This is a genomic window from Pantoea sp. SGAir0215 (genome assembly GCF_043543215.1).
Map to the genome: position 1 here is coordinate 85,609 of NZ_CP028031.1, position 20,877 is coordinate 106,485.

The following is a 20,877-nucleotide window of genomic DNA, read 5'->3' on the forward strand; positions in this document are numbered from 1 at the left end:
CAAAGGGTATAATGGCCTTCTTTCGCCCGGACGCCCGCACAGAACCGCCCTGCCGCATTTTTTTACCACGGCATCGTGAAACCATCCTGTATGACTCGCGCCGAACAGTGGCTCCCGTGGCAACGTCGTGCGCGTCTTTCCCCTGTGCCTGATGGAGACAGCAAAGCCTGCATAGCTGCGCCATAAAGCAAAAACCCCGCTTGCGCGGGGTTTGCATGAATAAGTCGAAACTGACCGATAAGCCGGGTTCTGTCGTGGACAGTCATTCATCTAGGCCAGTAATCGCTTACTGGCTCAAGCAGCCTACCCGGGTTCAGTACGGGCCGTACCATGTGAACCCCTATTTGGCCTTGCTCCGGGTGGAGTTTACCGTGCCACGGACTGTTACCAGCCGCGCGGTGCGCTCTTACCGCACCCTTTCACCCTTACCTGATCCCATTACTGGGCCATCGGCGGTTTGCTCTCTGTTGCACTGGTCGTGGGTTTCCCCCCCAGGCGTTACCTGGCACCCTGCCCTATGGAGCCCGGACTTTCCTCCCCTTTGCCCGTCTCCCTCAGAGAGGGACGACGACAAAGCGGCGACTGTCTGGTCAGCTTCGGCGCGCATTATAGAGCGTTTAGCCGGCGCTGTCACGCAGGCAAAACAGGCGGCTTACGCCTGCTGATCCAGCGCATATTTATAGAGGGCGTTCTTTTTCACCCCATGAATCTCCGCTGTCAGGGCGGCCGCTTTCTTTAGAGGCAATTCCTGCTGTAACAGGGCCAGTGTGCGCAAGGCCTCCGCTGGCAAAGCCTCTTCATCAGGCTGGTGGCCTTCCACAATCAGCACCATCTCACCTTTGCGGCGATTTTCATCCTCTTTGACCCAGGCCAGCAGTTCCGCCACGGGCGCACCATTGAGATTTTCCCAGGTTTTAGTCAGCTCACGCGCCAGCACGACATAACGATCGGCACCCAGCTCGGTCACCATGTCCTGCAGGCTGTCTAACAGACGGTGAGTCGACTCATAAAAAATTAAGGTGCGTGGCTCGTCGGCAAGGGCCCGCAGCGCATCACAGCGTGCCTTGGTTTTGGCTGGCAGAAACCCTTCGTAACAGAAACGATCAGACGGCAATCCCGCTGCGCTTAATGCTGTAATCGCTGCACAGGCACCCGGTAAAGGAACGATGCGAATACCGGCCTCCCGGCAGCGGCGAACCAGGTGGTAACCGGGATCGTTGATCAACGGCGTGCCAGCATCAGAAACCAGAGCTATGCTTTCTCCCTGTTGCAGCCTGGCGAGCAGGATGTCTGCTTTCTGCTGTTCGTTGTGGTCATGAAGTGCGAAGAGTCGCGCATTGATGGCGAAATGTTGTAGCAACAGTCCGGTATGACGTGTATCTTCCGCTGCGACCAGATCGACGCTGGAAAGTACCGCTAGCGCCCGCTGGGTAATGTCAGCCAAATTACCTATTGGGGTTGGCACGATGTAAAGCGTGCTGGCGGAAATGTCTGCCCGATCGAGTTGTTTCATTGTTTCATCCGAATTGCCGATTTAATATTGAGCATCTTGAAAAAAACATCACTGGATACAGTATGCTTCCTTCAAAAATCGTTCGTCATAAAGCAGGACGCTTTGTGCCTGTCCTTCTTGCTGGTCTGATTTTAGCCGCGTGTAGTGGCCAGGGTCCCAAAAGCCAGTCCGTAGACATTCAGGGGCCAGCCACCAATAATTCTGCTTACTATCTGCAACAGGTGCAGCAAAGCAGCGATGATAGCAAGACCGACTGGCAATTACTCGCAATCCGCGCCTTGTTAAAAGAGGGAAAATATCCTCAGGCCGACCAGGCGATTGGCGAACTGCCTAATCAACTGTCCTCAACACAGCAGCAGGAATTACGCTTGCTGAAAGCCCAGTCGCTGATTGGACAGCAAAAAGTGGCTGACGCGCAGCAACTGTTGAGCCAGGTGAAAACCAGTGAACTGTCTCAGGATCAACTGGCGCGCTACTACGATTTGCAGATCGCCAGCGCACAGGGGAAAACCTCTCTGGCCCTGCTCCGTGCCTACATTGCCCAGGAACCGTTGCTGAAGGGTGACGCACGTCAGAAGAACATTGATGCAACCTGGCAGGCACTGACGCAACTGTCACAGCAAGACATGAACGCGCTGGTTATCAATGCCGATGAAAACATTCTGCAGGGCTGGCTGGATCTGCTGACCGCCTGGCACGCCAATGCGCAGGATGCCAACATGCTTAAGTCGGCCATTAAAGACTGGCAGACGCGCTATCCTGACAATCCCGCGTCCAAAACCTTGCCGACGCAGCTGAGCCAGGTGCAGAACTTCACCAAAGCGTCCACCAGCACCATCGCGCTGCTGCTGCCACTCAACGGTCAGGCTCAGATGTTTGCCAGCGCCATCCAGAAAGGCTTCAACGACGCGAAGAACGGTGTTATCCCGGCGGCACCCCAGGCAACGCCGGGCAGCGCACAGGATCCCATCGCGATGAATCAGCAGCAGCCTGCTGATGCCAACGCGGTTGTCAGCCCCTCAGCCGCCCCTGCGGCAACAACGCAGACGGGCATGGCGCAGCAACCTGCCACGACCGCCCAGCAGCCTCAACAGCAGCAACAGCCGTCGGCGCAACCGGCCAGTAATGCGCAGGTTAAAGTCTATGACACCAGCAGCCAGCCCATCGCCCAGGTGATGCAGCAGGCGCAACAGGATGGCGCGACACTGGTCGTCGGCCCGCTGTTGAAAAACAACGTCGAAACCGTCGCCAACAGCCAGACACCGTTGAACGTTCTGGCCCTGAATGAGCCGGAACACATCCAGAACCATCCCAATATGTGCTACTTTGCGCTGTCGCCAGAAGATGAAGCGCGTGATGCGGCTCACCATATCTGGGATCAGGGTAAGCGCCAGCCGCTGCTGTTGCTCCCGCGTAATGGCCTGGGCGATCGCGTCGCAACGGCCTTTGCGAAAGAGTGGCAGTCACTGGGCGGTGGCACCGTGCTCCAGCAGCGTTTCGGTTCGGTTTCAGAGCTTAAGCAGGGCATCAACAGCGGTGCAGGAATCAGCATGAGCGGGACGCCGGTGGTTATCCCTTCTGCGTCCCAACCGCAGAACGTGTCCGTTGCAGGGCTGACTATACCGGCCCCTCAAACCAGCGCACCGGCAGCCAGCGAATCGGGTGCGGTAGATGCGGCCTATATCGTGTCGACGCAGGATGAACTGCAGCTGATTAAACCGATGATCAGCATGCGCACCGGCAGCCGCAGTAATGTCGCGCTCTACGCCAGTTCCCGTAGTGCTCAGGCTGGCGCAGGCCCGGATTTCCGTCTGGAAATGGAAGGCCTGCAGTACAGCGATATCCCTCTGCTGTCCGGCGCCAATCCAGGCCTGATGCAGCAGGCCGCCCGGTCGTTTAACAACGATTATTCACTGGTGCGCCTGTATGCCATGGGGATGGATGCCTGGACGCTGGCTAACCACTTCAATCAGATGCGTCAGGTGCCTGGCTTCTCTCTTGATGGCAATACCGGCAAGCTCAGCGCGACGCCTGATTGCGTGATCAACAGGAAGTTGACATGGAACCAGTATCGTCAGGGCAATATCGTACCGGCCAGCTAAACCGCCGCCGTACAGGTGCCGAATATGAACAACGCGCCCGCCGCTATCTTGAGCGGGCGGGGTTAACATGGGTCGCCAGCAATGTGTACTATCGCGCAGGTGAACTTGACCTGATAATGCGAGACAACCAATGCTGGGTGTTTGTCGAAGTGCGTTACCGCCGTAACGCACGATTCGGCGGCAGTCTGGCCAGCATTACCCGACAGAAACAACACAAGCTGCTGCGTGCTGCCTCTCTCTGGCTGGCGCAACGCGGCGGCAGTTTTGAAACAGTGAATTGCCGTTTCGACATCATCGCCATTACAGGCCCGGCGCTCGAATGGTTGCCCAATGCCTTTAATGCAGACGTTTAGAACCAGGTGGTCGTGTGCAGGAAAGAATTAAAGCGTGTTTTACTGAAAGTATCCAAACTCAAATCGCTGCGGCTGAGGCATTACCTGATGCCATCTCACGTGCAGCAATGACCATGGTGCAGTCCCTTCTCAACGGTAACAAGATACTGAGTTGCGGTAACGGCGCATCATCCGCCAACGCACAGCATTTTGCCGCCAGCATGATCAATCGTTTTGAAACCGAACGCCCCAGCCTGCCTGCGCTGGCTTTAAGTGCGGATAACGTCATGCTGACTGCGATCAGTAATGACCGCCTGCATGATGAGATTTATGCCAAGCAGGTGCGCGCGCTCGGGCAAAACGGTGATGTGCTGCTCGCCATCTCGACCCGCGGCAATACGCGTGACATCGTCAAGGCTGTCGAGGCCGCCGTTACGCGCGATATGACGATCGTTGCGCTTACCGGTTATGATGGGGGAGAATTAGCCGGATTGCTGGGACCGCAGGATGTGGAAATTCGTATTCCTTCACATCGCAGTGCTCGCATTCAGGAGATGCATATGTTAACACTCAACTGTTTGTGCGATCTGATTGATAACACCTTGTTTCCCCACCAGGAATGACGGAAGGAGCACCCATGAAAGCATTGAACGCTGTAGCCATTGTTTTAACCGCCATGCTGCTGCAAGGCTGCGTCGCGGTGGTGGCCGGTAGTGCCGCTGTCGCGACCAAAACCGCCACCGATCCCCGCTCTGTGGGCACGCAGGTTGATGATGGCACGCTGGAGTTACGCGTCAGCAATGCGCTGGCTAAAGATCAGCAAATCAAAACCGATGCCCGCGTCATTGCCACCGCCTACCAGGGCAAGGTTCTGTTGACCGGCCAGGCACCGAATCAGGAAGTCGCTAACCGCGCGAAACAGATCGCCATGGGCGTTGACGGTGCCACCGAAGTTTATAACGAGATTCGGATTGGGCCGAAAGTCAGCCTGGGTACGTCCTCCGCTGACACCTGGATCACCACGAAGATCCGCTCGCAGCTGCTGGGCAGCGATCAGGTGAAATCATCAAGCGTGAAGGTGACCACTGAAAACGGTGAGGTGTTCCTGTTGGGTCTGGTCACGCCGGAAGAAGCGAAAGCCGCTGCGGATATTGCCAGCCGGGTAAGCGGGGTGAAACACGTCACCACGGCCTTTACCATGGTGAAATAACGCGGAGGTCGGGGTGGTCTTGCCTGCCTGAATCGCGCGAATAAAAAAGCCGTCCCCTTTCAGGGACGGCTTTTCTCGTTTCTGGCGTCTGATCCCATGACCAGGCTGACGCAAACCACTTCGCCCTTCGCTGTCGGCTATCCGTCTCTGCGCGGATATCCACTGTTGTGATACCGCCACAACGCCACGCCAGCAGAAGCGCGTCAGACAGGGATATCGATTACCAGCGCCCGCGTCGGTGTGATGGCAGCCAGCCACAGTTGCTGCTCTTCCTGCAAAAACGCGCCATCACCACAGCCGAGCGTTTCCTGATGCGATGCACCTGCAGAGGCTTCAAGCGAACCATGGATCGACTGCAGATAGGCGCGCGCGCCATGCAGCGGCACCAGATGCTGCTCGCCAGCCGCCAGCTCAAGCTGGTGGATCCAGACCTGCTGACGCAGTTGCAAGCTGTTGTCGCGGCCATCCGGCGAAGCCACCAGTTGCGAGCACGTTCCTGCGGTCAGGCTGATTTTCTGCATACGCGGGTTTTCCCGTTCCGGGCAGGCCGCCAGCCAGAGCTGCATGCGGGTCAGTGAGCGCTCTTTACTGGGATTCAGTTCACTGTAGCTCACGCCCGGCTGGGCAGAGAGCAGCAGTGCCTCACCTTCACCGACGGTAATGTGATTGCCTTCGCTGTCGCGGTACTCCGCTTCACCCTGCAGGACAATATTCAGCACATCCACCTGAGGATAGGTGCGCGGCTGAAACGCCGCGCCGGGGGCCAGCACTTCCTGGTTCAAAACACGTAAAGCGGCATAACCCATTAATTTGGGATCGAAATAGTGGCCAAAAGAGAAGCTATAGCGTGCCTGTAGCCAGCCATAATCAGCCTGACCACAATCGGATGCACTGCGTGTGGTTATCATTGTTTACCTCCTGCATCCGTCGGCAAGAATCGACGACGGGTATGATTCCCTTATGGTAAAAGTCTGGACGCCGGATTGTTAGCCAGTTAATCTGCCGGGCATATTCAAATTTCCTGACAGAGAACCAGGATGGCAAAAGACCGTGCGTTAACCCTTGAAGCTTTACGTGTGATGGATGCTATCGATCGCCGGGGCAGTTTTGCCGCCGCCGCCGATGAGTTAGGGCGCGTGCCTTCGGCACTCAGTTACACCATGCAGAAACTGGAAGAGGAGCTGGATGTGGTGCTGTTTGACCGCTCTGGCCATCGCACAAAGTTTACGAATGTCGGACGCATGCTGCTTGAGCGCGGTCGGGTGTTGCTGGAAGCCGCTGACAAACTCACGACCGATGCCGAAGCGCTGGCGCGCGGTTGGGAAACGCAGTTAACCATCGTGACCGAAGCCCTTGTCCCTACCGATGCGCTGTTCCCGCTGGTTACAAAGCTGGCTGACAAGGCTAACACCCAGATATCCATTATGACAGAAGTGCTGGCAGGTGCCTGGGAAAGGCTGGAACAGGGGCGGGCAGATATCGTTATCGCACCGGATATGCACTTTCGCGCCTCAACTGAGATCAATACCCGCAAACTCTACAGCATCGTCAGCGTTTATGTCGCCAGCCCTGACCATCCTATTCATAACGAACCCGAGCCGCTTTCAGAGGTCACCCGGGTAAAATATCGGGGGATTGCCGTGGCCGATACCGCACGCGAAAGGCCGGTGTTGACCGTACAGCTGCTGGATAAACAGCAACGCCTGACCGTCAGTACAATGGACGATAAGCGGCGTGCGCTTCTGGCCGGTTTAGGCGTGGCGACCATGCCCTATAACATGGTAGAGCAGGATATCGCGGAGGGGCGGTTACGGGTCGTCAGCCCGGAATATTCTCGCGAGGTGGACATCATCATGGCCTGGCGTCGTGACAGTATGGGCGAAGCGAAAGCCTGGTGCCTGCGCGAAATCCCCCGCCTGTTAGCAAAGAAACACTGATAACGGGCTGGACGCTATCCAGCCCACCTTGCCCCTACTTACAGCCGACTCAGACAGTCCAGCGCCACGGTTTTAAAACTGCTGAAGTCAGTGCTGTCGCGCAGGCGCGTCATCGCCCGCTCACGCATAAACGTGACGAAAAGGTCATAAATTGCCATGGCTTCTTCATACTCGCTTTTACTGATTGCCAGCAGAAAAATCACGTAAGCCGTATCGTCGCCCCACGGAATACCCTGTGGAGCCAGCACGGTGTAGACGACCGTTTCCCGGGCCATGAGCCCCAGCGAGTGCGGTAGCGCAATGCCCTCGCCCAGCATGGTACTGACAATGGCTTCGCGTTCCTCCACGGATGCAAAGAAAGCCTCATCCACCACCCCTTCATTCTCAAGCTGATCGCATAATAACCGGAACAGATCCGACTGGCTCATGGGCGCATCAACAATCCGAAAATGCCGGGCATCAAAAAATTTCTCCAACATATAGGGGCGGGTACGATCCACCAGCACCAGCTTACCAATCTGTTCCAGCTGGAATTCGGTCGGGAACGGCGCCACCACCACCACCGGTTTTTCTTTTTCGCTGACCCGCGCGGTAGAGATGACAAAGTCTTCTTCAATACGTTGACGCGCTTCGTATTCGCGCTGAGACAGGCACTGGGTTACCTGCAACTGGGGATAGTTTCGCAGCAGCATCGCTTCAATCATGCGCAGCGTGGAATTCCCGCTGTCGCACACCAGCAGCACCTGAGGGCGACGTTGATAGCCCACGTTGTAATGGCGCTCCAGCCCGACGCCAATATGCAGCACCAGGAAGCCAATTTCATTCTCACTGATGACGTAAGGCGAATATTTGCCCCAACTGGAAACCGCCGCCAGCGTTACGTCATAGGCCATCGGATAGTGCTGCTTGATATTACTTAACAGGGGATTGGGAATATGGATCTGATAACGCACCCGCGTGATCATGGTTTTAATATGGGTGAGCAGATCGGCACGCAACTGAGGATCGTTCTGCAGATCGTAATAGTAGTGTGTGTTAATAAAGCTGAGCAGATAGTCGACCAGCGCATCCGCGTCATCCGCATTGATCGTGCTGGGTGCGCTGTCCTGAATGCGCCGGGCAGCGATATTAACCTGTAGCCAGCTCTCCTCCGCCGGCGAAACGGGCTTGCCGATAAGCGGCAGCAGCGAGTGAATCAGGGTTTGTGCCGCGTCGCGTATCGCATCGTCCATCTGTTCCGTGTCCGCGGGATCGTTAACCGGATAACCTTCGCTGATGCGCCGGACCGCTACCGCACAGTAAAACTGTAAATAGCGTTCACCTTCGTCACTGAGACGGATATGGTGCTGGGCAAAACAGCGTTGCAGGCACGGTTCCAGACTTTCCAGCAGGCCCCCTTCCAGGGATTCCGGCGTGATCAGCGGGCTGTCTGGCTGCGACTGATCGATCTCGATCAACAGATCGGTTAAGCAGGTGCGGATCGCCACCTCGCTGCCAAACAGTTTCATGCCGTGGTGCGGTTTGCTTTCAATGCTGAGTTGGTAGCGTCCGAGCCATTCACGTACGTCGGCCATGTCATTCTGCAAGGTCGCGCGGCTGACAAACCATTCTTCTGCCAGCGCTTCCAGCTTCAGCGAATAGGCGGCGGTCAGGAAGCGCACCAGCAGATAGCGGATCCGCTCCTGAGAGGTACGCGGCACCCGGAGAGGCGCACGCGTTTGCTGCTGGAGAATAGTAAAACGCTGCGCGTCGGCAATTTTAAGCTGATAACCGGCCCCGCGATTCAACACAAACTGCGCGCCGTGCTTTTCCAGTAAGGCATTCAGGGCGGTGATATCCGTGCGTACGGTACGCGTTGACACGGCAAAGCGCCGGGCCAGCTCGTCCTGAGGCAAGGTTTCGTTTTTCAAAGCGTCAAACAGTTGCGCAAGGCGCTGATTAGGAAATCTCACGTCGGTTTACCTGACTGAATGGAGAAAAGAGCAACACTCACAGAGTGCAGGAAACGCGGCTGTACGTCCAGGAAAGGGCGCGCCGGCCACAGTTTTCTGCGCCAGCGCACAACCTACGTCAGGCCAGCAAGGACTTGCTCATTGCCAGAAGCTGTTTGACGTCATCCACGCGGGTTTCACCGCTGGCCTGATCAATGATCGAACTGTAAATATGCGGGATCACCTTGCTGACGCCCGCATCCAGCGCAATTTTTACGATCTCGCTAAAATTTGCCAGATCGATCCCGCCTGTCGGCTCCAGCCAAAAATCCTGCTGTGCACAGGCCTCCGCCACGGCGCGGTATTCTTCCACCCTGTCCAGACCGCCCATGGGGAAATATTTTACCGAGCTGCCGCCCATATCGATCAGCATGGCGATGGCGGTGTCGATGGGCACGATGCCGTCGTTGCGCTGTGAGCTGAGCGGACCGGTCGAAATTTTTACTTTTCCTGGCGTCCCTGTCGGCGAGATCAAGCCGTTCACCACCGTTTGCGACTGGCCAAGCAGCGCCCGGCTGGTGCCAACGCCGGTAAAGACCTGGTTAACATGCTGAGGCTGTAGCTCAGCGGCCAGCTCGCTGACCATGCGTGACTGCCGGGGATCGCCCGCGCCCAGGCCAATCGAGAGCGCATTATTGATCAGCGCAGCATAGTCGCGCATATCCGCGATTGCGGCGTCATGACTGGCGTAATTCTTCGATAGCACACCGACCAGAACGTGCCCTTCTGCCGCCTGCCAGATAGCGCGCGCATTTTCTTTTGAGCCGGCCAGCACGTTGAGGCACAGCCGGTCTTGATAAAAATCAGGGGTAAGCGTCATTAGTGTTCTCCGGTTATCAGCGCCTGAATACGGGTAAAAATGATATGCAGCTGCTCAGCGCTGACGCTACGCACGTCGGCTTCGATAATGCCTTCATTCGCTTTGTAGCCACGGAAGTAAATGGCGATATCACCGTTTTTCAATGCCTGAACCAGATCGCCGGTTTGACGCGCAATTTTGGCTTCATCAAAGTGTATTTCGGCGCGTGCAATATCGCGTCCGGCCGCATCCCAGACGACGCGCGCAGTTACGCCGTCCAGCCCATTGAGGTTGTTAATAAAGGGCGTCATTTTTTCTACCATCTGTGCGCCGGTCACTTTCGGCTGAGTCAGATAGGACTCAATGGCCTGCGTCAGCCCCAGAATCCCCTCTTTGCCCACTTTCATGGTGCGGCCAATGCCGTTGCTCTGGCGCTTTACCCACTCAACAAGCTGGTGCTTACCGATAACCAGGCCGCTGGTTGGGCCTTCAATCGCTTTGGCGCCGCTGTAGATCACCAGATCGGCACCGGCCTGGTAGTAACACTGCAAGTCCTCTTCGGCGGCGGCATCCACAATCAGTGGCACACCATGCTTACGTGCGACTTCTGCGGCCTGTGCAACGCTCAGGTGGCTCTTTTGTACGCAGTGATGTGACTTCACGTAGAGAATGGCGGCCGTCTGATCGGTCACCGCGGCGGAAAGCTGCTGAGCCGAGCATTCATTACTGTAACCCGCTTCAACCGTCCGGCCCCCACCCAGCGCGATCATGCTGCCCACCGGCGCACCGTAGTTCACGTTATGCCCTTTTGGCACCACGATGTCGCGCGGCACGGTCAGCGGTGCACTGTGTAAATTATCCAGCAGCCAGTCATCATCTTTCACAATGACGGCGGCCACGCTCTGGGCTATCCCTGCCGAGGCGCAGGAGACCACCAGCGCATTTTCCACTTTCAGCAGGTTAGCAATATACGCGCCGGTTTTATCGACCAGATCCTTTACTTCAAAGTAGTGCGCCAGACCGTACTTAACCGTATCGATCACCTCATCCGATGGCGTTGAAACGCCCAGTATGGTCATACGACCGGAGGCGTTGATGACCTGCTTCAGGCCATATTTTTCATACAGAGAAGACATGGTATTTTTTTCCTTGTTCAGTAATCCAGCACTCGCCGGCGACAATGGCGGCAAGGGGAATCAGGTGACGATCGCCCTGTTCCGCCAGCCCTTCCGCATCCACAAAGGACACCGGCTCTTGCGCGACGGTGAACAGCGTAAAGTCGGCATCGTAGCCGGGCTCAATACGGCCTTTGTGGCGTAAACGCAGGCCGCTGGCTGCCTGGTGAGTCACACAGGCGATAATCTGTGGCAGGGTCATGCCGACATTGAAAAACTTCGACATCACATGGGCCAGGGTATAAACCGGTCCATTCAGGCGGTTACGGCAGTAAATATCCGAACTGATGGTGTCAGGCAAAATGCCCCGTGCGATGGCCGCACGCGCGACCTCGAAACTAAAGCTGGCGCTGCCGTGGCCGACATCAAGCCGTACGTCGCGTGCCAGCGCATGTTTGACGGCGGCACGCAGTTCGCCGTCGGGTGTCAGGATGCGATTGGGTTTGCCGTTATAGCAGTGAGTGATGATGTCACCCGAGGTCAGCAGTTCCGCGATCTCATCAAGGTTGGGTGGGTTGTTACCGATATGCACCATCAGCGGCAGATGGCCGTTTTCCTGCTGAATAGCTTTCGCGAGGACCAGCGGCTTAATGCCGTTTTCGCCCACTACGCTGCTGCTCATACGGGCTTTAAGCCCCACAATAAAATCGGGGTGACGTTTTACCGCGTCGGCAATGGCCTGGCGATCAATCTGCGTCATGTCCGCCAGTTCATTTTGGGTAATGATGCCAGTGCGTGCGATATTCAGCAGCGCGTAAACCTGCGTGCTCACCGCTCGGGTGCGCTGCCAGAAATCGTCAATGTCATTCGCGCCAGTACTGCCTGCATCCACCACGCAGGTGACGCCGCTTTCCACGCCAACCCGATCGGGATGATCGTGGTAGACGGGGGATTTTTCATAGCAGTGCACATGCGAATCAATCCAGCCCGCACTGAGATAACAGCCTTCTGCCAGCGTTTTCTCGACGGTTGCGTGGCCGCTGATTTCACCTGTGGCGGCAATCTTGCCGTCACGTATCGCAATATCGATCAGGGTTTCATCCGGCAAACGCGCACGCCGCAGAATCAGATCGTACACAGGAACCTCCTTAACTGCCCCGATCGGCCTGAACCGATCGGGAGATAACAGGGTCAGATCGCCACAGGAAAGATCGCGCCCAGGATCATGGCACCCAGGATCGCACCGCCCGTGATCGGTTTATTCCACAGATAGAACACCAGCGCGCCCAGCAAGGATCCGAGGCCGATAGGAATTGAGGCACCCATCGCGGCCAGAATGATCAAGGGTCCCAGGAAACGGCCTGATGCATTGCCCGCCCCCATCATGACGTCCGCACCGTACGTGCTGTTGCTCTGATTGATGGTGAACTTACGTGCCAGGATAATGACGTAACCGATTGCCACACCGAGAATCAGGCCGGTGACCAGCGAAGCCGCAAAGTTGGCGACGGGGAAAACAAAACCCGCCCCGAGCAGCAGCGCCGGCACGCCCAGACCGACACCGGTCTGGATCGCACCACCGATGTCCAGAATCCCGACCAGCGATCCTTCAATGATGCGGGCGAACAGGAAGCTGGCTCCGAACGCAGCCACCGCCCCATAGACGCCGGTATCGATTCCGGCCCGGAGCATGGACACGAAAGCGACTTCGTTAAACGCTCCAATGCCGTACAGGTAGTACATATGTGTCCCGGCAAACACGCCGGAGGAGAGCAAACCGACAAAAATGGGGAATGACCAGTCGGCATACCAGAAACCTTTGTTTGATTCTTCCATTGCAGACGCTCCGTTATTTGCCGCTCAGGCTGTTATGAATACTGTCGAGCCAGCCGGGAATGCCGAGCTGGAAGGATTGCAGCATCTTCATATCGAAACCGCGGAAGAAGGCGCTGAGGACAAACAGGGCAACGATGGCGGTCATCATGACTTTGGTCACTTTGTGCCAGCCGCTCTCTTCAACCCCTTTGCCAATCAAAATTCCCAGCACCAGACCCGGTACCGCATTGCCCATAATCAGCTGCGCCAGACCGCCAAAAATGGTGGCCCAGAAGCCCGATTTCTTACCGGCATCGATTGCGGCCAGCCAGAAGATCACGGGCATGACCGTGTTCACCAGCAGATTCGCCGCAGGGACCAGCACTTTGACCGCCGTAACCTGCAGGGCCGCCGGAACGGCAGAGGCCGTCGAATTCAAAAACGCGACCACCACCATGCCGATGATGCCGCAGGCGATAGCCATCTTTTTTGGATCGTGCAGCGTTTGCGCGACGTTGCGGTTTTTGACCATGATGGCCGCCGCGCCCCAGTTGGGAATGATGCGGTGATCCACATCCTGGGTGAATGCACCCGCCGCAACGGAGGAAGCCCAGGCATTGAAAAAGAAACCCAACCCAAAAGAGAAGTGAGAAGCGGGATCGCCTTCACAGGAGTTGAGTTCACCCAGTGTGCGAAACGCGCCCATACCTTGTGTCGTTGGCGCGTGGAACATGCGGGCAGCGCCAGCACCCACACCGACGCCCACAAGGCCGCCGATGATTAACGACTTGAGCAAAATGATGAGAAACATCCTCTTTCCTTATTTATGTTGTTTGAGGCTGACTTACACGCGGGTGAACGCAACTTTATCGCCGTCCAGACAGGTCACGTTGATGGTGACCTCCAGATCGACACTGAAGTGCCTGCGCTCGCGTGCCAGGAAAAAGAAAAGAAATTTTTCGGTTCTGACGCGCTCCTGCGCGCGCACCACCTTTACGTCCTGGGGTTCGATGCGCAGCAAAATCTTGTTGGCGTTGCGCAGGACTTCGTGCTGCACCCGGCTGAGCGCATCAGAGAACGCTTTCGCTTTGGTATCGCCTTTGCCGCTTACGGCTACCGAGGTTGTAAAGGTCTCTTTCATTCCTTATCCACCGTGTTTTTTGTGCCAGGCCTGAACCAGACGTTCACCCAGCTCTTCTTTATCCATAAACCCGAAGCCCAGCACGGTGGCGCCTTCGTTGATGGCTGTCACACCTTCATCCACTGAGCGCATGCCGTGTTTGGCTTTGTAGCCATACTTGTTTTGTGCCGTAATCGCCCCCGCACCGCCGCTGCCACAAAAAGAAATGCCAAAATCGGCATTCTCAGCCTTCATCACATCGCCCAACTTCATGTCAGCTGCCACGCCGGGCACGACAACGGCACGCCCGCCCGCTTTCTCAACGCCGGCCGCCACTTTCTGTCCTTTACCTAATCGATCGCCTATTACTACGGTTACCATATGTCTGTACCTCTCATGGTGGTGAAAATCAGTCGTTCTTAGCCACTTCAAAGTGGACGGAGAGCAGCCAGGCTTCTTCCGGCGGTAAATTGCCAAACAGATCCACGACCTGCTGCGCCAGTGCCATTGACGCTGGCGAGATCTCATCGAACAGATCCGCCTCCACCTCCGGCAGCCCTTCACCGGTTACCGATCGCAATGCCATTGCGCGGACATGCGAAGCCAGCATTTGCAGCTGTACCGCATTCGGCTTAATGGACCGCTCGGCAAACAGCGCGCCGATCTGGGTCATTACGCGATCCGCCAGGGCCTGAATCGTTTGCTGCTCGTCTTGTGACGCGTTCATCGCTACCGCTCCATTACACGTGCTCATCGTCTGCATCCCGTTACGCATTCAGCGTGATCACAAACTAAACAGAGTCCGCGCGGCTGTGGAGAACGACTTTTTCCGTTTCGAAGTGGAAATCCTGCACCTGAGCGTGATCGGTGCCGCAAAGTGGGGAGTGAACAGGGGGAGAATGGCGAGTCAGGTTATGTAAAACAACCGGTTAGGCTGTCTTACCTGTGCGCAGTGATGCGCCTGTGAACACATAATGCGCGATGGCCGGTACTGTACCGCTGTCACAAAACCGACAAACAGTTACCTGCCATCACGTCTTAACAGAGAAACTTATGGCTTTTCCGCCCCCGTCACCTGAACGCAGGCCTCGTTGCGCGTTGGGATAGCAGCAGGGGCAAGAGCGTGCCGTTTACGCTGGTTAATGGCCGCGACAATGCGCGCGAAACGCGCTTCATTGAGCCTGTAACCCCATCCCATAATCAGTGCCGCCGCGATGGCCAGCGTACAGGGCCAGATAAAGATCAACTGCCGCAGCCCCGCCAGCGTGGCATCCGATTGAAGGGCATTCGGCACATAGCCGATTTGTGTCAGCATCAGGCCCGGCAAAAACCCCGCCATGGCGGCAGAGATTTTACGGAAGAAGGTGTAGCCGGTATAGCAGGCGCCCTCTGCGCGGATACCGGTTTTCCATTCACCGTACTCGACGGTATCCGGCACCAGCGCCCAGTTAAGGCTGTTCACAAACGCTGTGCCGAAGAACGCCATACAGGAGAACAGGACGAACATTAGCGATGTGCTGCCCCAGAGAAAATTGCATAGATCGCCGACAGCCCAGAATACTAAACCACCGAGATACACCTGCTTTTTACCCCAACGTTTCACCGCAGCGGGCACCAGCAGCACACCGGCCAGAATACAGCCCATGCTGAAGAAACCCATCCAGGAGAGCAGACTGACATCGTTCAGCACGTACTGGGTGTAATAAACCTGAATCGCCAGCTTGATGTTGAATGCCGCCAGGGTACACAGGTTCGCCAGGCACAGCGTCCGCAAGGGCGGATTGTGAAAGATGGCGCGAAAGGCGGTTGCAACGCCAGGTTTGTGATGGGCGGGCGTGACCTCGACATAGCGTTCTTTCACGCCGCTGTAGCAAAGCCCCATGCACAGCAATCCGCCAGTGACAAAGACGGCAGCCGCCACCTGATAACCCAGCGCACTTTTGCCCACAAACAGCGACTGGATGGGCATAAAGCCTACGGTACAAACCAGCAATCCTAACGTGGCCCCGCCCTGCCGCCAGGCGGCAAGATGAGCGCGCTCGGTGGGATTCCTGGTGATGGCAGGCACCATTGCCCCGTAGGAACAGTTCATCAGACTGTAAAACAGGCCAAACAGCATAAACAGCGCGGTGGCGACAGCCGTTTTACATGTCAGGCTGAGGTCATGCGCCACAAACTGCGCCGCCGCCACCAGCGCGACCGGCAGCGAAAAATACAGGATAAACGGCCTGAATTTTCCTCTTGCGCCAATTGTCCGCCGTGAATCCAGCACGATGCCCGTAAACATATCGGTAAGGGCCGTAAAGAATTTGGCGACGAGGAAAATCATGCCGCCATACCAGGCCGGCATCCCCAGTTCATCGGTGTAAAACTTAAGTAAGTAAAGCGTCCCGATAGCCAGCATCAGGTTGGAGCCGAAATCACCGATGCCGTAAGCAAACTTCTCACGCAGAGGCAGTTTCAGCGTTAAGGGATCAGAACCTGTGTTCATAACGGATCCTTATCACAGAGCCAAATCAGTGCTGACGCTTACGGGCGTCAATCTCGTCAATGATGCGGACATACATCTTTTCATTGAGGTTGTAGAAACACCCCATGGCCACAATCGTGACCACGGCTAACGCACCGGGATAAATAAACATCAGTTGCTTCAGGCCCTCGACCGTACCGGCGCGCTGGACAACGTTAGGCACGTAGCCAATCTGGGTCAGCATCCAGCCGGGGAAAAAGCCCGCCAGTGCCTGTGAGACCTTACGGAAAAAGGTGAAACCGGTATAAACCGTGCCTTCAGAACGCACGCCCGTCCGCCATTCCCCGTATTCGACCGTATCAGAGACCAAAGCCCAGTTAAGACTGTTCACAAAGGCAGATCCAAAAAAAGCCAGACAGGAAAACACGATGAAACTGACGGAACCGCCCCCATAGCAATAGTTGAGCAGATCGCCCACGACCCAAATCAGCAAACCGCCGATATACACTTTTTTCTTACCAAAGCGCCTGACGGCGCCGGGCATCATAAAGACACCGATAAAAATGCAGCCCATGCTAAAGAAGCCCATCCATGACAGCAGGATGGGATCGTTCAGAACGTACTGGGTGTAATAGACCTGAATCGCCAGCTTGACGTTGAACGCCCCCAGTGTGCACAGGTTGGCAATACAGAGAATAAACAGCGGACGGTTACCCGCGATAGCGCGGAAGGAGGCTAACAGGCCCGGGTTTTGCGTGGGGTGGGCAGACGGCTGTTCGACATAGCGCTCCTTTACACCGGCATAGCACCACCACATAAAGAACAAACCAAATGCCGAGAAAAGTGTGGCTGCAGCGATATAGCGGAACTGCGCGCTGCCTTCTGCCAGGTTCATCACCGGCACAAAACCCACAGTACAAATCAGTAACCCCAGCGTTGCACCGCCCTGCCGCCAGGCGGCCAGGGAGGCGCGCTCATCAGGATTTTTGGTGATGGCGGGCACCATCGCCCCGTACGAACAGTTCATCATGCTGAAGAACAGGCCATACAACATAAACAACACCGTGGCGACGACCGCTTTACCGGTGATTTCAAACGGCGTGCCGATAAAGTTGGCGACAGCCAAAAGCGTGACCGGAAACGCGGCGTACAAGACAAACGGCCGGAACTTCCCTTTCGGGCCAATCCTGCGCCGCGAATCCAGCATGATGCCCGTGCCCATATCGGTAAACGCCGTGAAGAATTTGGCGACCAGAAAGATAATTCCGCCGTACGTTCCCGGCAGCTCCAGCACATCGGTATAGAACTTCAGTAAGTAAAGCGTCCCGATATCTAACAGGATGTTAGAACCCAGATCGCCCATGCCATAGGCCACTTTTTCCCGGAACGGCAACCGCAGCGTCGCAGGCTCGCCGGCAGAAGATACAGTTTGCTGATTCATGATGGTTCTCCGGTTTACCCGCCCGCCTGGCGGGTAACCTTGCTCAGGATGAAGGGGAAGCGTTTTGCTGCTGTGTTTCCGCTTGCTGCTGTGTTTCCGCGCGTATCGCCGCAACTTTTTTGCCCAATACCCACTGCATAATCGCCAGCAGGCCAAACACCGGCACCAGTACCGACCATGCCGGAATCGCCAACGCCCCCTTGATCAGCATGGCGCCGGATGCGATCAGCAGCAGGAGCACCATCAGCCGGAAAGTGCTGACAGAGATGCGTTGGTGAACATACTGGCCCACCAGCGAGCCCAGGATCATGGTGGGCACGCAGAACAGCACCAGCTTGACGGTTGACAGCGTTAAGATGCCGCTGGTCGTCAGGCCGCCAATAATGGCGATGTTACTGGCGGTAAAAAACGCATTGAGCGTGCCACGAAACGCCGCCGGAGCCAGATTTCTCAACATGCCATAAATCACTACCGGCGGGCCGTTGGTCGCAAAAGCCGACCCCAGAGCGCCGGCGATGATGCCCGTCGGCACCACTAGCCAGTTTTTGTCACAGACGGGCAGACGAGGAACAAACAGGCTGTAAAACGCGTACAGGATCAGGAAAGTGCCCAGCCCGGTTTTCATGATGTTGTCCGGGAAACTGGCGAGCGCATAAATCCCCAGGGGAATGCCGGCAAAGGAGAACAGGATAAGCACCAGCGCAGATCGCCAGTGGGTTTCGTTACGTGACAACCAGGTCGCATATAACGCGGTGGCTGTCCCGACAATGACCGACATAGGTGCCGCCATTTTGACCGGCAGCAACAAGGTGATCAGCGGCATCGTCACCAGCGCGCCACCAAAGCCTGCGCAGATACCGATGAAGGTATACAGGAACATGATGGCGATGATGATGCAGACAACCTCAATACTCAGCTCAAGCCCGTCGGGAGTAAAAAGCGTGAAGAAATCCATACCCTTTCTCCTTTATCGCGTCGAACCGGCACTGTCGATCAGCCGTAACGAGGCAAATAACGCCTGCCATTCACTTTCAGCCCGGTAAAAGACGGGCGGCTGGCCAAGCGGTGCGGCCACCGTGATCTCGCCACCGCTGGCCGCTTCACCGGTCCAGAGGTTTATCCAGCGATCCTCCGGCAGATAGAGCGTCCAGTCGTGGCGGCCCTCTTCATACACTGGCGCGACCAGCAAATCACGACCAAACAGGTACTGGTATTTCAGCGAATAAGTGCGGGCATCCGCTTCATAGTGCAGGAAAAGCGGCCGCATAACAGGCAGACCACTGCGGGCATTCTGCGCCACCGCCTGCCTGATGTAAGGCTTTAAGGAAGTAAAGATCGTCGACATACGGGCAAAATGCGCCATGGTTTCGTCATCGCTGTCAAACTGCCAGTTATCGCCGGGACGGTTACCTTCATGGGTGCGCATCATGGGCGTAAAGGTGTTGAAATCACACCAACGCAGCAGCAGTTCTTTGCTCCGTTTCATGCCGTAGAGCGTGGTATAGCCACCAATGTCACTGTGATGCAAACCGTGCCCACTCATTGCCAGCGACAAGGCGGCAGGCACTACCGACGCGAGGCCATCGTCCAGACTCCAGTCAACGTTTTGATCCCCGGCCCACATCATCACAGCGTATTTCTGACTGCCGGTATAACCCGCGCGCATAAAATAGAGCGTTTCGCCGAGCTTGCCGGTTTCTGCCAGCGCGTCGTAGTTACATTTTGCCCACAGCGCGGGCCAGGCATTATGCATAATCTCGGCATGGACACCGTTATGCAGAACCGTATCGGTTGGGAGATATTCGCCAAAATCCGCCATCCAGCCGCCACAGCCCAGGCCGATCAGATTTTGTTTGATAACCTCTTTGAACCAGTTATAAGCATCAGGATGAGTCAGATCGACAACGCCCGCATAGAACTCACCAAATTCAACATGGTAGTCCTGACCGGAAGCCGTTTTGGTGAGATAGCCGTGCCGGGCGGCCTCGTCGCACAGAGGGCGATCGCTGGCGACATAAGGATTGATATAAGAGAGAAACTGGACGCCTTCGGCTTTCCATTGCTGAATGCGTGTATCCAGTTGCGGATAGAGTTCGCTGTCCCACTGCCAGTTCCACATGACACGTTTGCCAAACGACGTCATGCGAATACCGGACCAGTCCTGAGCCCAGATACCGTTAACCTTCACACCCGCCTGACGCATCTTGTCTAACTTCTGCTGACACACGTCGGTGCCGCCCTGAATGCCCAGAATCACGCCATCGTAAACCCAGTCAGGCAATTCAGGCTGGCGGCCCAGCAAGGCGCTCAGTTTTTCCAGCAGCGCAATATAGCTGTCGGCGCATTCAAAGCGTAACGTCGCGCGGTTTTCCCAGAACGCCAGTTCGTGATAATCGGGTGCGCTGAAGTCAAAATTCATGTAGCCGCTGTTGTCCACATGGCAGTAATACTTCTGGCTGCTGACGAAGGTGGGCTGAGGGAAAAACGTCCAGTAATAATCGCCGCCGGCATTCTCCGCGCAGTCCGCCTGCCAGGTAACATAACTGTTTTTATTCCGTCCGACGCCCTGCTCACTGGTCCAGAGCGGGAACGGTTTCCCGCGCAGGTCAAAACAGGAAAACTGTTCGCCGCAGCCGTAGATGTGATCAGCCTGCTGCGCTGCCAGCCGTAGCCAGATGCGGTTATGACTGTCGGCGTCATTATTTAGCGTGAGCAGTAAACGCCCGCCGGCATCCAGCCCAACCGTCAGCGTGGCGCTGATGACGTTGCCGCGCGAGAAACGGATGTGCCAACAGTCGGCCTGCGACGTCATGGTGGCCTCAGTCAGGGCCAGCTTTTCATTCAGCCGATCTTTGATACTGAAGTTGCCACGAAACATTTTAATGTCGGCCCGACCGTGCCCCATCCACAGACAGGGCGCTTCCGGGCTGTGGCTCAGAATAACGCGGCCGTGATAAACCAGTGAAAAGCCGTTATCAGTGGCAGTGAGTTTTACCCCTGCCGTTTCAAGATGTTGTAAGTGCATACTGGCC

General features: G+C 56.3%; 20 protein-coding genes and 1 other RNA gene. 5 read left to right on the forward strand and 16 right to left on the reverse strand.

Annotated elements, in window-relative coordinates; translation table 11 throughout:
* Positions 1-222 precede the first annotated feature (222 nt).
* Together rnpB and rsmI are read right to left on the reverse strand one after the other, a co-directional pair.
* Positions 223-598: RNase P RNA component class A (gene rnpB, locus C1N64_RS00460), an RNA gene on the reverse strand.
* 54 nt (positions 599-652) lie between these two features.
* Positions 653-1,513 carry a 16S rRNA (cytidine(1402)-2'-O)-methyltransferase gene (gene rsmI / locus C1N64_RS00465; protein ID WP_006118319.1) on the reverse strand — a complete coding sequence of 287 codons (861 nt, stop codon included), beginning with the start codon at positions 1,511-1,513 and terminating at the stop codon, positions 653-655.
* A 62-nt stretch (positions 1,514-1,575) separates the two neighbouring features.
* Here rsmI and C1N64_RS00470 point away from each other — a divergent pair, with 62 nt between their 5' ends.
* From C1N64_RS00470 to dolP, 4 genes are read left to right on the forward strand one after another with little or no spacing between them, the layout of a single operon-like run.
* Entirely contained in the window at positions 1,576-3,615 is a 2,040-nt protein-coding gene (locus C1N64_RS00470) for a penicillin-binding protein activator (protein ID WP_375124563.1), read from the forward strand.
* Positions 3,573-3,968: a YraN family protein gene (locus C1N64_RS00475; protein ID WP_006118321.1), complete on the forward strand. Its 396-nt coding sequence runs from the start codon at positions 3,573-3,575 to the stop codon at positions 3,966-3,968. Before C1N64_RS00470 ends, C1N64_RS00475 begins: the two co-directional genes overlap by 43 nt.
* 14 nt (positions 3,969-3,982) lie before the next feature.
* Positions 3,983-4,570: a DnaA initiator-associating protein DiaA gene (gene diaA / locus C1N64_RS00480; RefSeq protein ID WP_006118322.1), complete on the forward strand. Its 588-nt coding sequence runs from the start codon at positions 3,983-3,985 to the stop codon at positions 4,568-4,570.
* Between the two features lie 14 nt (positions 4,571-4,584).
* The gene (gene dolP / locus C1N64_RS00485) at positions 4,585-5,157 is read left to right on the forward strand and encodes a division/outer membrane stress-associated lipid-binding lipoprotein (protein WP_006118323.1); all 573 of its coding nucleotides are present in this window, start codon (positions 4,585-4,587) and stop codon (positions 5,155-5,157) included.
* Positions 5,158-5,360: 203 nt separating this feature from the next.
* Here dolP and C1N64_RS00490 read toward each other — a convergent pair whose 3' ends face one another.
* On the reverse strand, positions 5,361-6,065 hold the full coding sequence (locus tag C1N64_RS00490; protein ID WP_039341859.1) for a pirin family protein: 705 nt from the start codon (positions 6,063-6,065) through the stop codon (positions 5,361-5,363).
* Between the two features lie 129 nt (positions 6,066-6,194).
* On the opposite strand from C1N64_RS00490, the gene C1N64_RS00495 reads away from it, so the two are divergent.
* Positions 6,195-7,094, forward strand: coding sequence for a LysR family transcriptional regulator (locus tag C1N64_RS00495; protein ID WP_033739998.1), 900 nt, complete (start codon positions 6,195-6,197; stop codon positions 7,092-7,094).
* Between the two features lie 38 nt (positions 7,095-7,132).
* Here the strand turns inward: C1N64_RS00495 and C1N64_RS00500 are convergent, their stop codons facing one another.
* From C1N64_RS00500 to C1N64_RS00560, 13 genes are all read right to left on the reverse strand, one after another.
* Positions 7,133-9,046: a BglG family transcription antiterminator gene (locus tag C1N64_RS00500; protein ID WP_110268771.1), complete on the reverse strand. Its 1,914-nt coding sequence runs from the start codon at positions 9,044-9,046 to the stop codon at positions 7,133-7,135.
* Between the two features lie 118 nt (positions 9,047-9,164).
* Positions 9,165-9,905, reverse strand: coding sequence for a 2-dehydro-3-deoxy-phosphogluconate aldolase (locus C1N64_RS00505; RefSeq protein ID WP_033740000.1), 741 nt, complete (start codon positions 9,903-9,905; stop codon positions 9,165-9,167).
* Positions 9,905-11,020, reverse strand: coding sequence for a DgaE family pyridoxal phosphate-dependent ammonia lyase (locus C1N64_RS00510; RefSeq protein ID WP_033740001.1), 1,116 nt, complete (start codon positions 11,018-11,020; stop codon positions 9,905-9,907). The genes C1N64_RS00505 and C1N64_RS00510 overlap by 1 nt, the downstream gene beginning before the upstream one ends.
* Positions 11,004-12,137 (reverse strand): amidohydrolase/deacetylase family metallohydrolase, encoded by a 1,134-nt coding sequence (locus tag C1N64_RS00515; RefSeq protein WP_058702674.1) that lies wholly within the window; start codon positions 12,135-12,137, stop codon positions 11,004-11,006. The genes C1N64_RS00510 and C1N64_RS00515 overlap by 17 nt, the downstream gene beginning before the upstream one ends.
* A gap of 53 nt (positions 12,138-12,190) precedes the next feature.
* Complete coding sequence (locus C1N64_RS00520) at positions 12,191-12,835, reverse strand: DUF4310 family protein (RefSeq protein ID WP_054633034.1); 645 nt, start codon at positions 12,833-12,835, stop codon at positions 12,191-12,193.
* Positions 12,836-12,848: 13 nt separating this feature from the next.
* Positions 12,849-13,625, reverse strand: a complete 777-nt coding sequence (locus tag C1N64_RS00525; protein ID WP_006118328.1) for a DUF4311 domain-containing protein — start codon at positions 13,623-13,625, stop codon at positions 12,849-12,851.
* A gap of 33 nt (positions 13,626-13,658) precedes the next feature.
* Complete coding sequence (locus C1N64_RS00530; RefSeq protein ID WP_033740005.1) at positions 13,659-13,955, reverse strand: DUF4312 family protein; 297 nt, start codon at positions 13,953-13,955, stop codon at positions 13,659-13,661.
* Positions 13,956-13,958: 3 nt separating this feature from the next.
* A complete protein-coding gene (locus C1N64_RS00535) occupies positions 13,959-14,315 on the reverse strand; it encodes an SFCGS family glycine-rich protein (RefSeq protein ID WP_006118330.1) in 357 nt (118 codons plus the stop codon).
* A 28-nt stretch (positions 14,316-14,343) separates the two neighbouring features.
* Positions 14,344-14,688 carry a glycine dehydrogenase gene (locus C1N64_RS00540; RefSeq protein ID WP_044241509.1) on the reverse strand — a complete coding sequence of 115 codons (345 nt, stop codon included), beginning with the start codon at positions 14,686-14,688 and terminating at the stop codon, positions 14,344-14,346.
* 297 nt (positions 14,689-14,985) lie between these two features.
* Entirely contained in the window at positions 14,986-16,425 is a 1,440-nt protein-coding gene (locus C1N64_RS00545; protein WP_058702675.1) for an MFS transporter, read from the reverse strand.
* A gap of 25 nt (positions 16,426-16,450) precedes the next feature.
* The gene (locus C1N64_RS00550; protein WP_033740007.1) at positions 16,451-17,845 is read right to left on the reverse strand and encodes an MFS transporter; all 1,395 of its coding nucleotides are present in this window, start codon (positions 17,843-17,845) and stop codon (positions 16,451-16,453) included.
* A 43-nt stretch (positions 17,846-17,888) separates the two neighbouring features.
* A complete protein-coding gene (locus C1N64_RS00555; RefSeq protein ID WP_006118334.1) occupies positions 17,889-18,800 on the reverse strand; it encodes a sulfite exporter TauE/SafE family protein in 912 nt (303 codons plus the stop codon).
* Between the two features lie 12 nt (positions 18,801-18,812).
* A complete protein-coding gene (locus C1N64_RS00560; protein ID WP_058702676.1) occupies positions 18,813-20,870 on the reverse strand; it encodes an alpha-glucosidase in 2,058 nt (685 codons plus the stop codon).
* Positions 20,871-20,877 lie beyond the last annotated feature (7 nt).

Bases quoted from the DNA above. Each gene is read 5' to 3' on its own strand.
- rsmI (WP_006118319.1), bottom strand. From the start codon at position 1,513: ATGAAACAACTCGATCGGGCAGACATTTCCGCCAGCACGCTTTACATC.
- C1N64_RS00470 (WP_375124563.1), top strand. From the start codon at position 1,576: ATGCTTCCTTCAAAAATCGTTCGTCATAAAGCAGGACGCTTTGTGCCT.
- C1N64_RS00475 (WP_006118321.1), top strand. From the start codon at position 3,573: ATGGAACCAGTATCGTCAGGGCAATATCGTACCGGCCAGCTAAACCGC.
- dolP (WP_006118323.1), top strand. From the start codon at position 4,585: ATGAAAGCATTGAACGCTGTAGCCATTGTTTTAACCGCCATGCTGCTG.
- C1N64_RS00490 (WP_039341859.1), bottom strand. From the start codon at position 6,065: ATGATAACCACACGCAGTGCATCCGATTGTGGTCAGGCTGATTATGGC.
- C1N64_RS00495 (WP_033739998.1), top strand. From the start codon at position 6,195: ATGGCAAAAGACCGTGCGTTAACCCTTGAAGCTTTACGTGTGATGGAT.
- C1N64_RS00505 (WP_033740000.1), bottom strand. From the start codon at position 9,905: ATGACGCTTACCCCTGATTTTTATCAAGACCGGCTGTGCCTCAACGTG.
- C1N64_RS00510 (WP_033740001.1), bottom strand. From the start codon at position 11,020: ATGTCTTCTCTGTATGAAAAATATGGCCTGAAGCAGGTCATCAACGCC.
- C1N64_RS00520 (WP_054633034.1), bottom strand. From the start codon at position 12,835: ATGGAAGAATCAAACAAAGGTTTCTGGTATGCCGACTGGTCATTCCCC.
- C1N64_RS00525 (WP_006118328.1), bottom strand. From the start codon at position 13,625: ATGTTTCTCATCATTTTGCTCAAGTCGTTAATCATCGGCGGCCTTGTG.
- C1N64_RS00530 (WP_033740005.1), bottom strand. From the start codon at position 13,955: ATGAAAGAGACCTTTACAACCTCGGTAGCCGTAAGCGGCAAAGGCGAT.
- C1N64_RS00535 (WP_006118330.1), bottom strand. From the start codon at position 14,315: ATGGTAACCGTAGTAATAGGCGATCGATTAGGTAAAGGACAGAAAGTG.
- C1N64_RS00540 (WP_044241509.1), bottom strand. From the start codon at position 14,688: ATGAGCACGTGTAATGGAGCGGTAGCGATGAACGCGTCACAAGACGAG.
- C1N64_RS00545 (WP_058702675.1), bottom strand. From the start codon at position 16,425: ATGAACACAGGTTCTGATCCCTTAACGCTGAAACTGCCTCTGCGTGAG.
- C1N64_RS00550 (WP_033740007.1), bottom strand. From the start codon at position 17,845: ATGAATCAGCAAACTGTATCTTCTGCCGGCGAGCCTGCGACGCTGCGG.
- C1N64_RS00555 (WP_006118334.1), bottom strand. From the start codon at position 18,800: ATGGATTTCTTCACGCTTTTTACTCCCGACGGGCTTGAGCTGAGTATT.
- C1N64_RS00560 (WP_058702676.1), bottom strand. From the start codon at position 20,870: ATGCACTTACAACATCTTGAAACGGCAGGGGTAAAACTCACTGCCACT.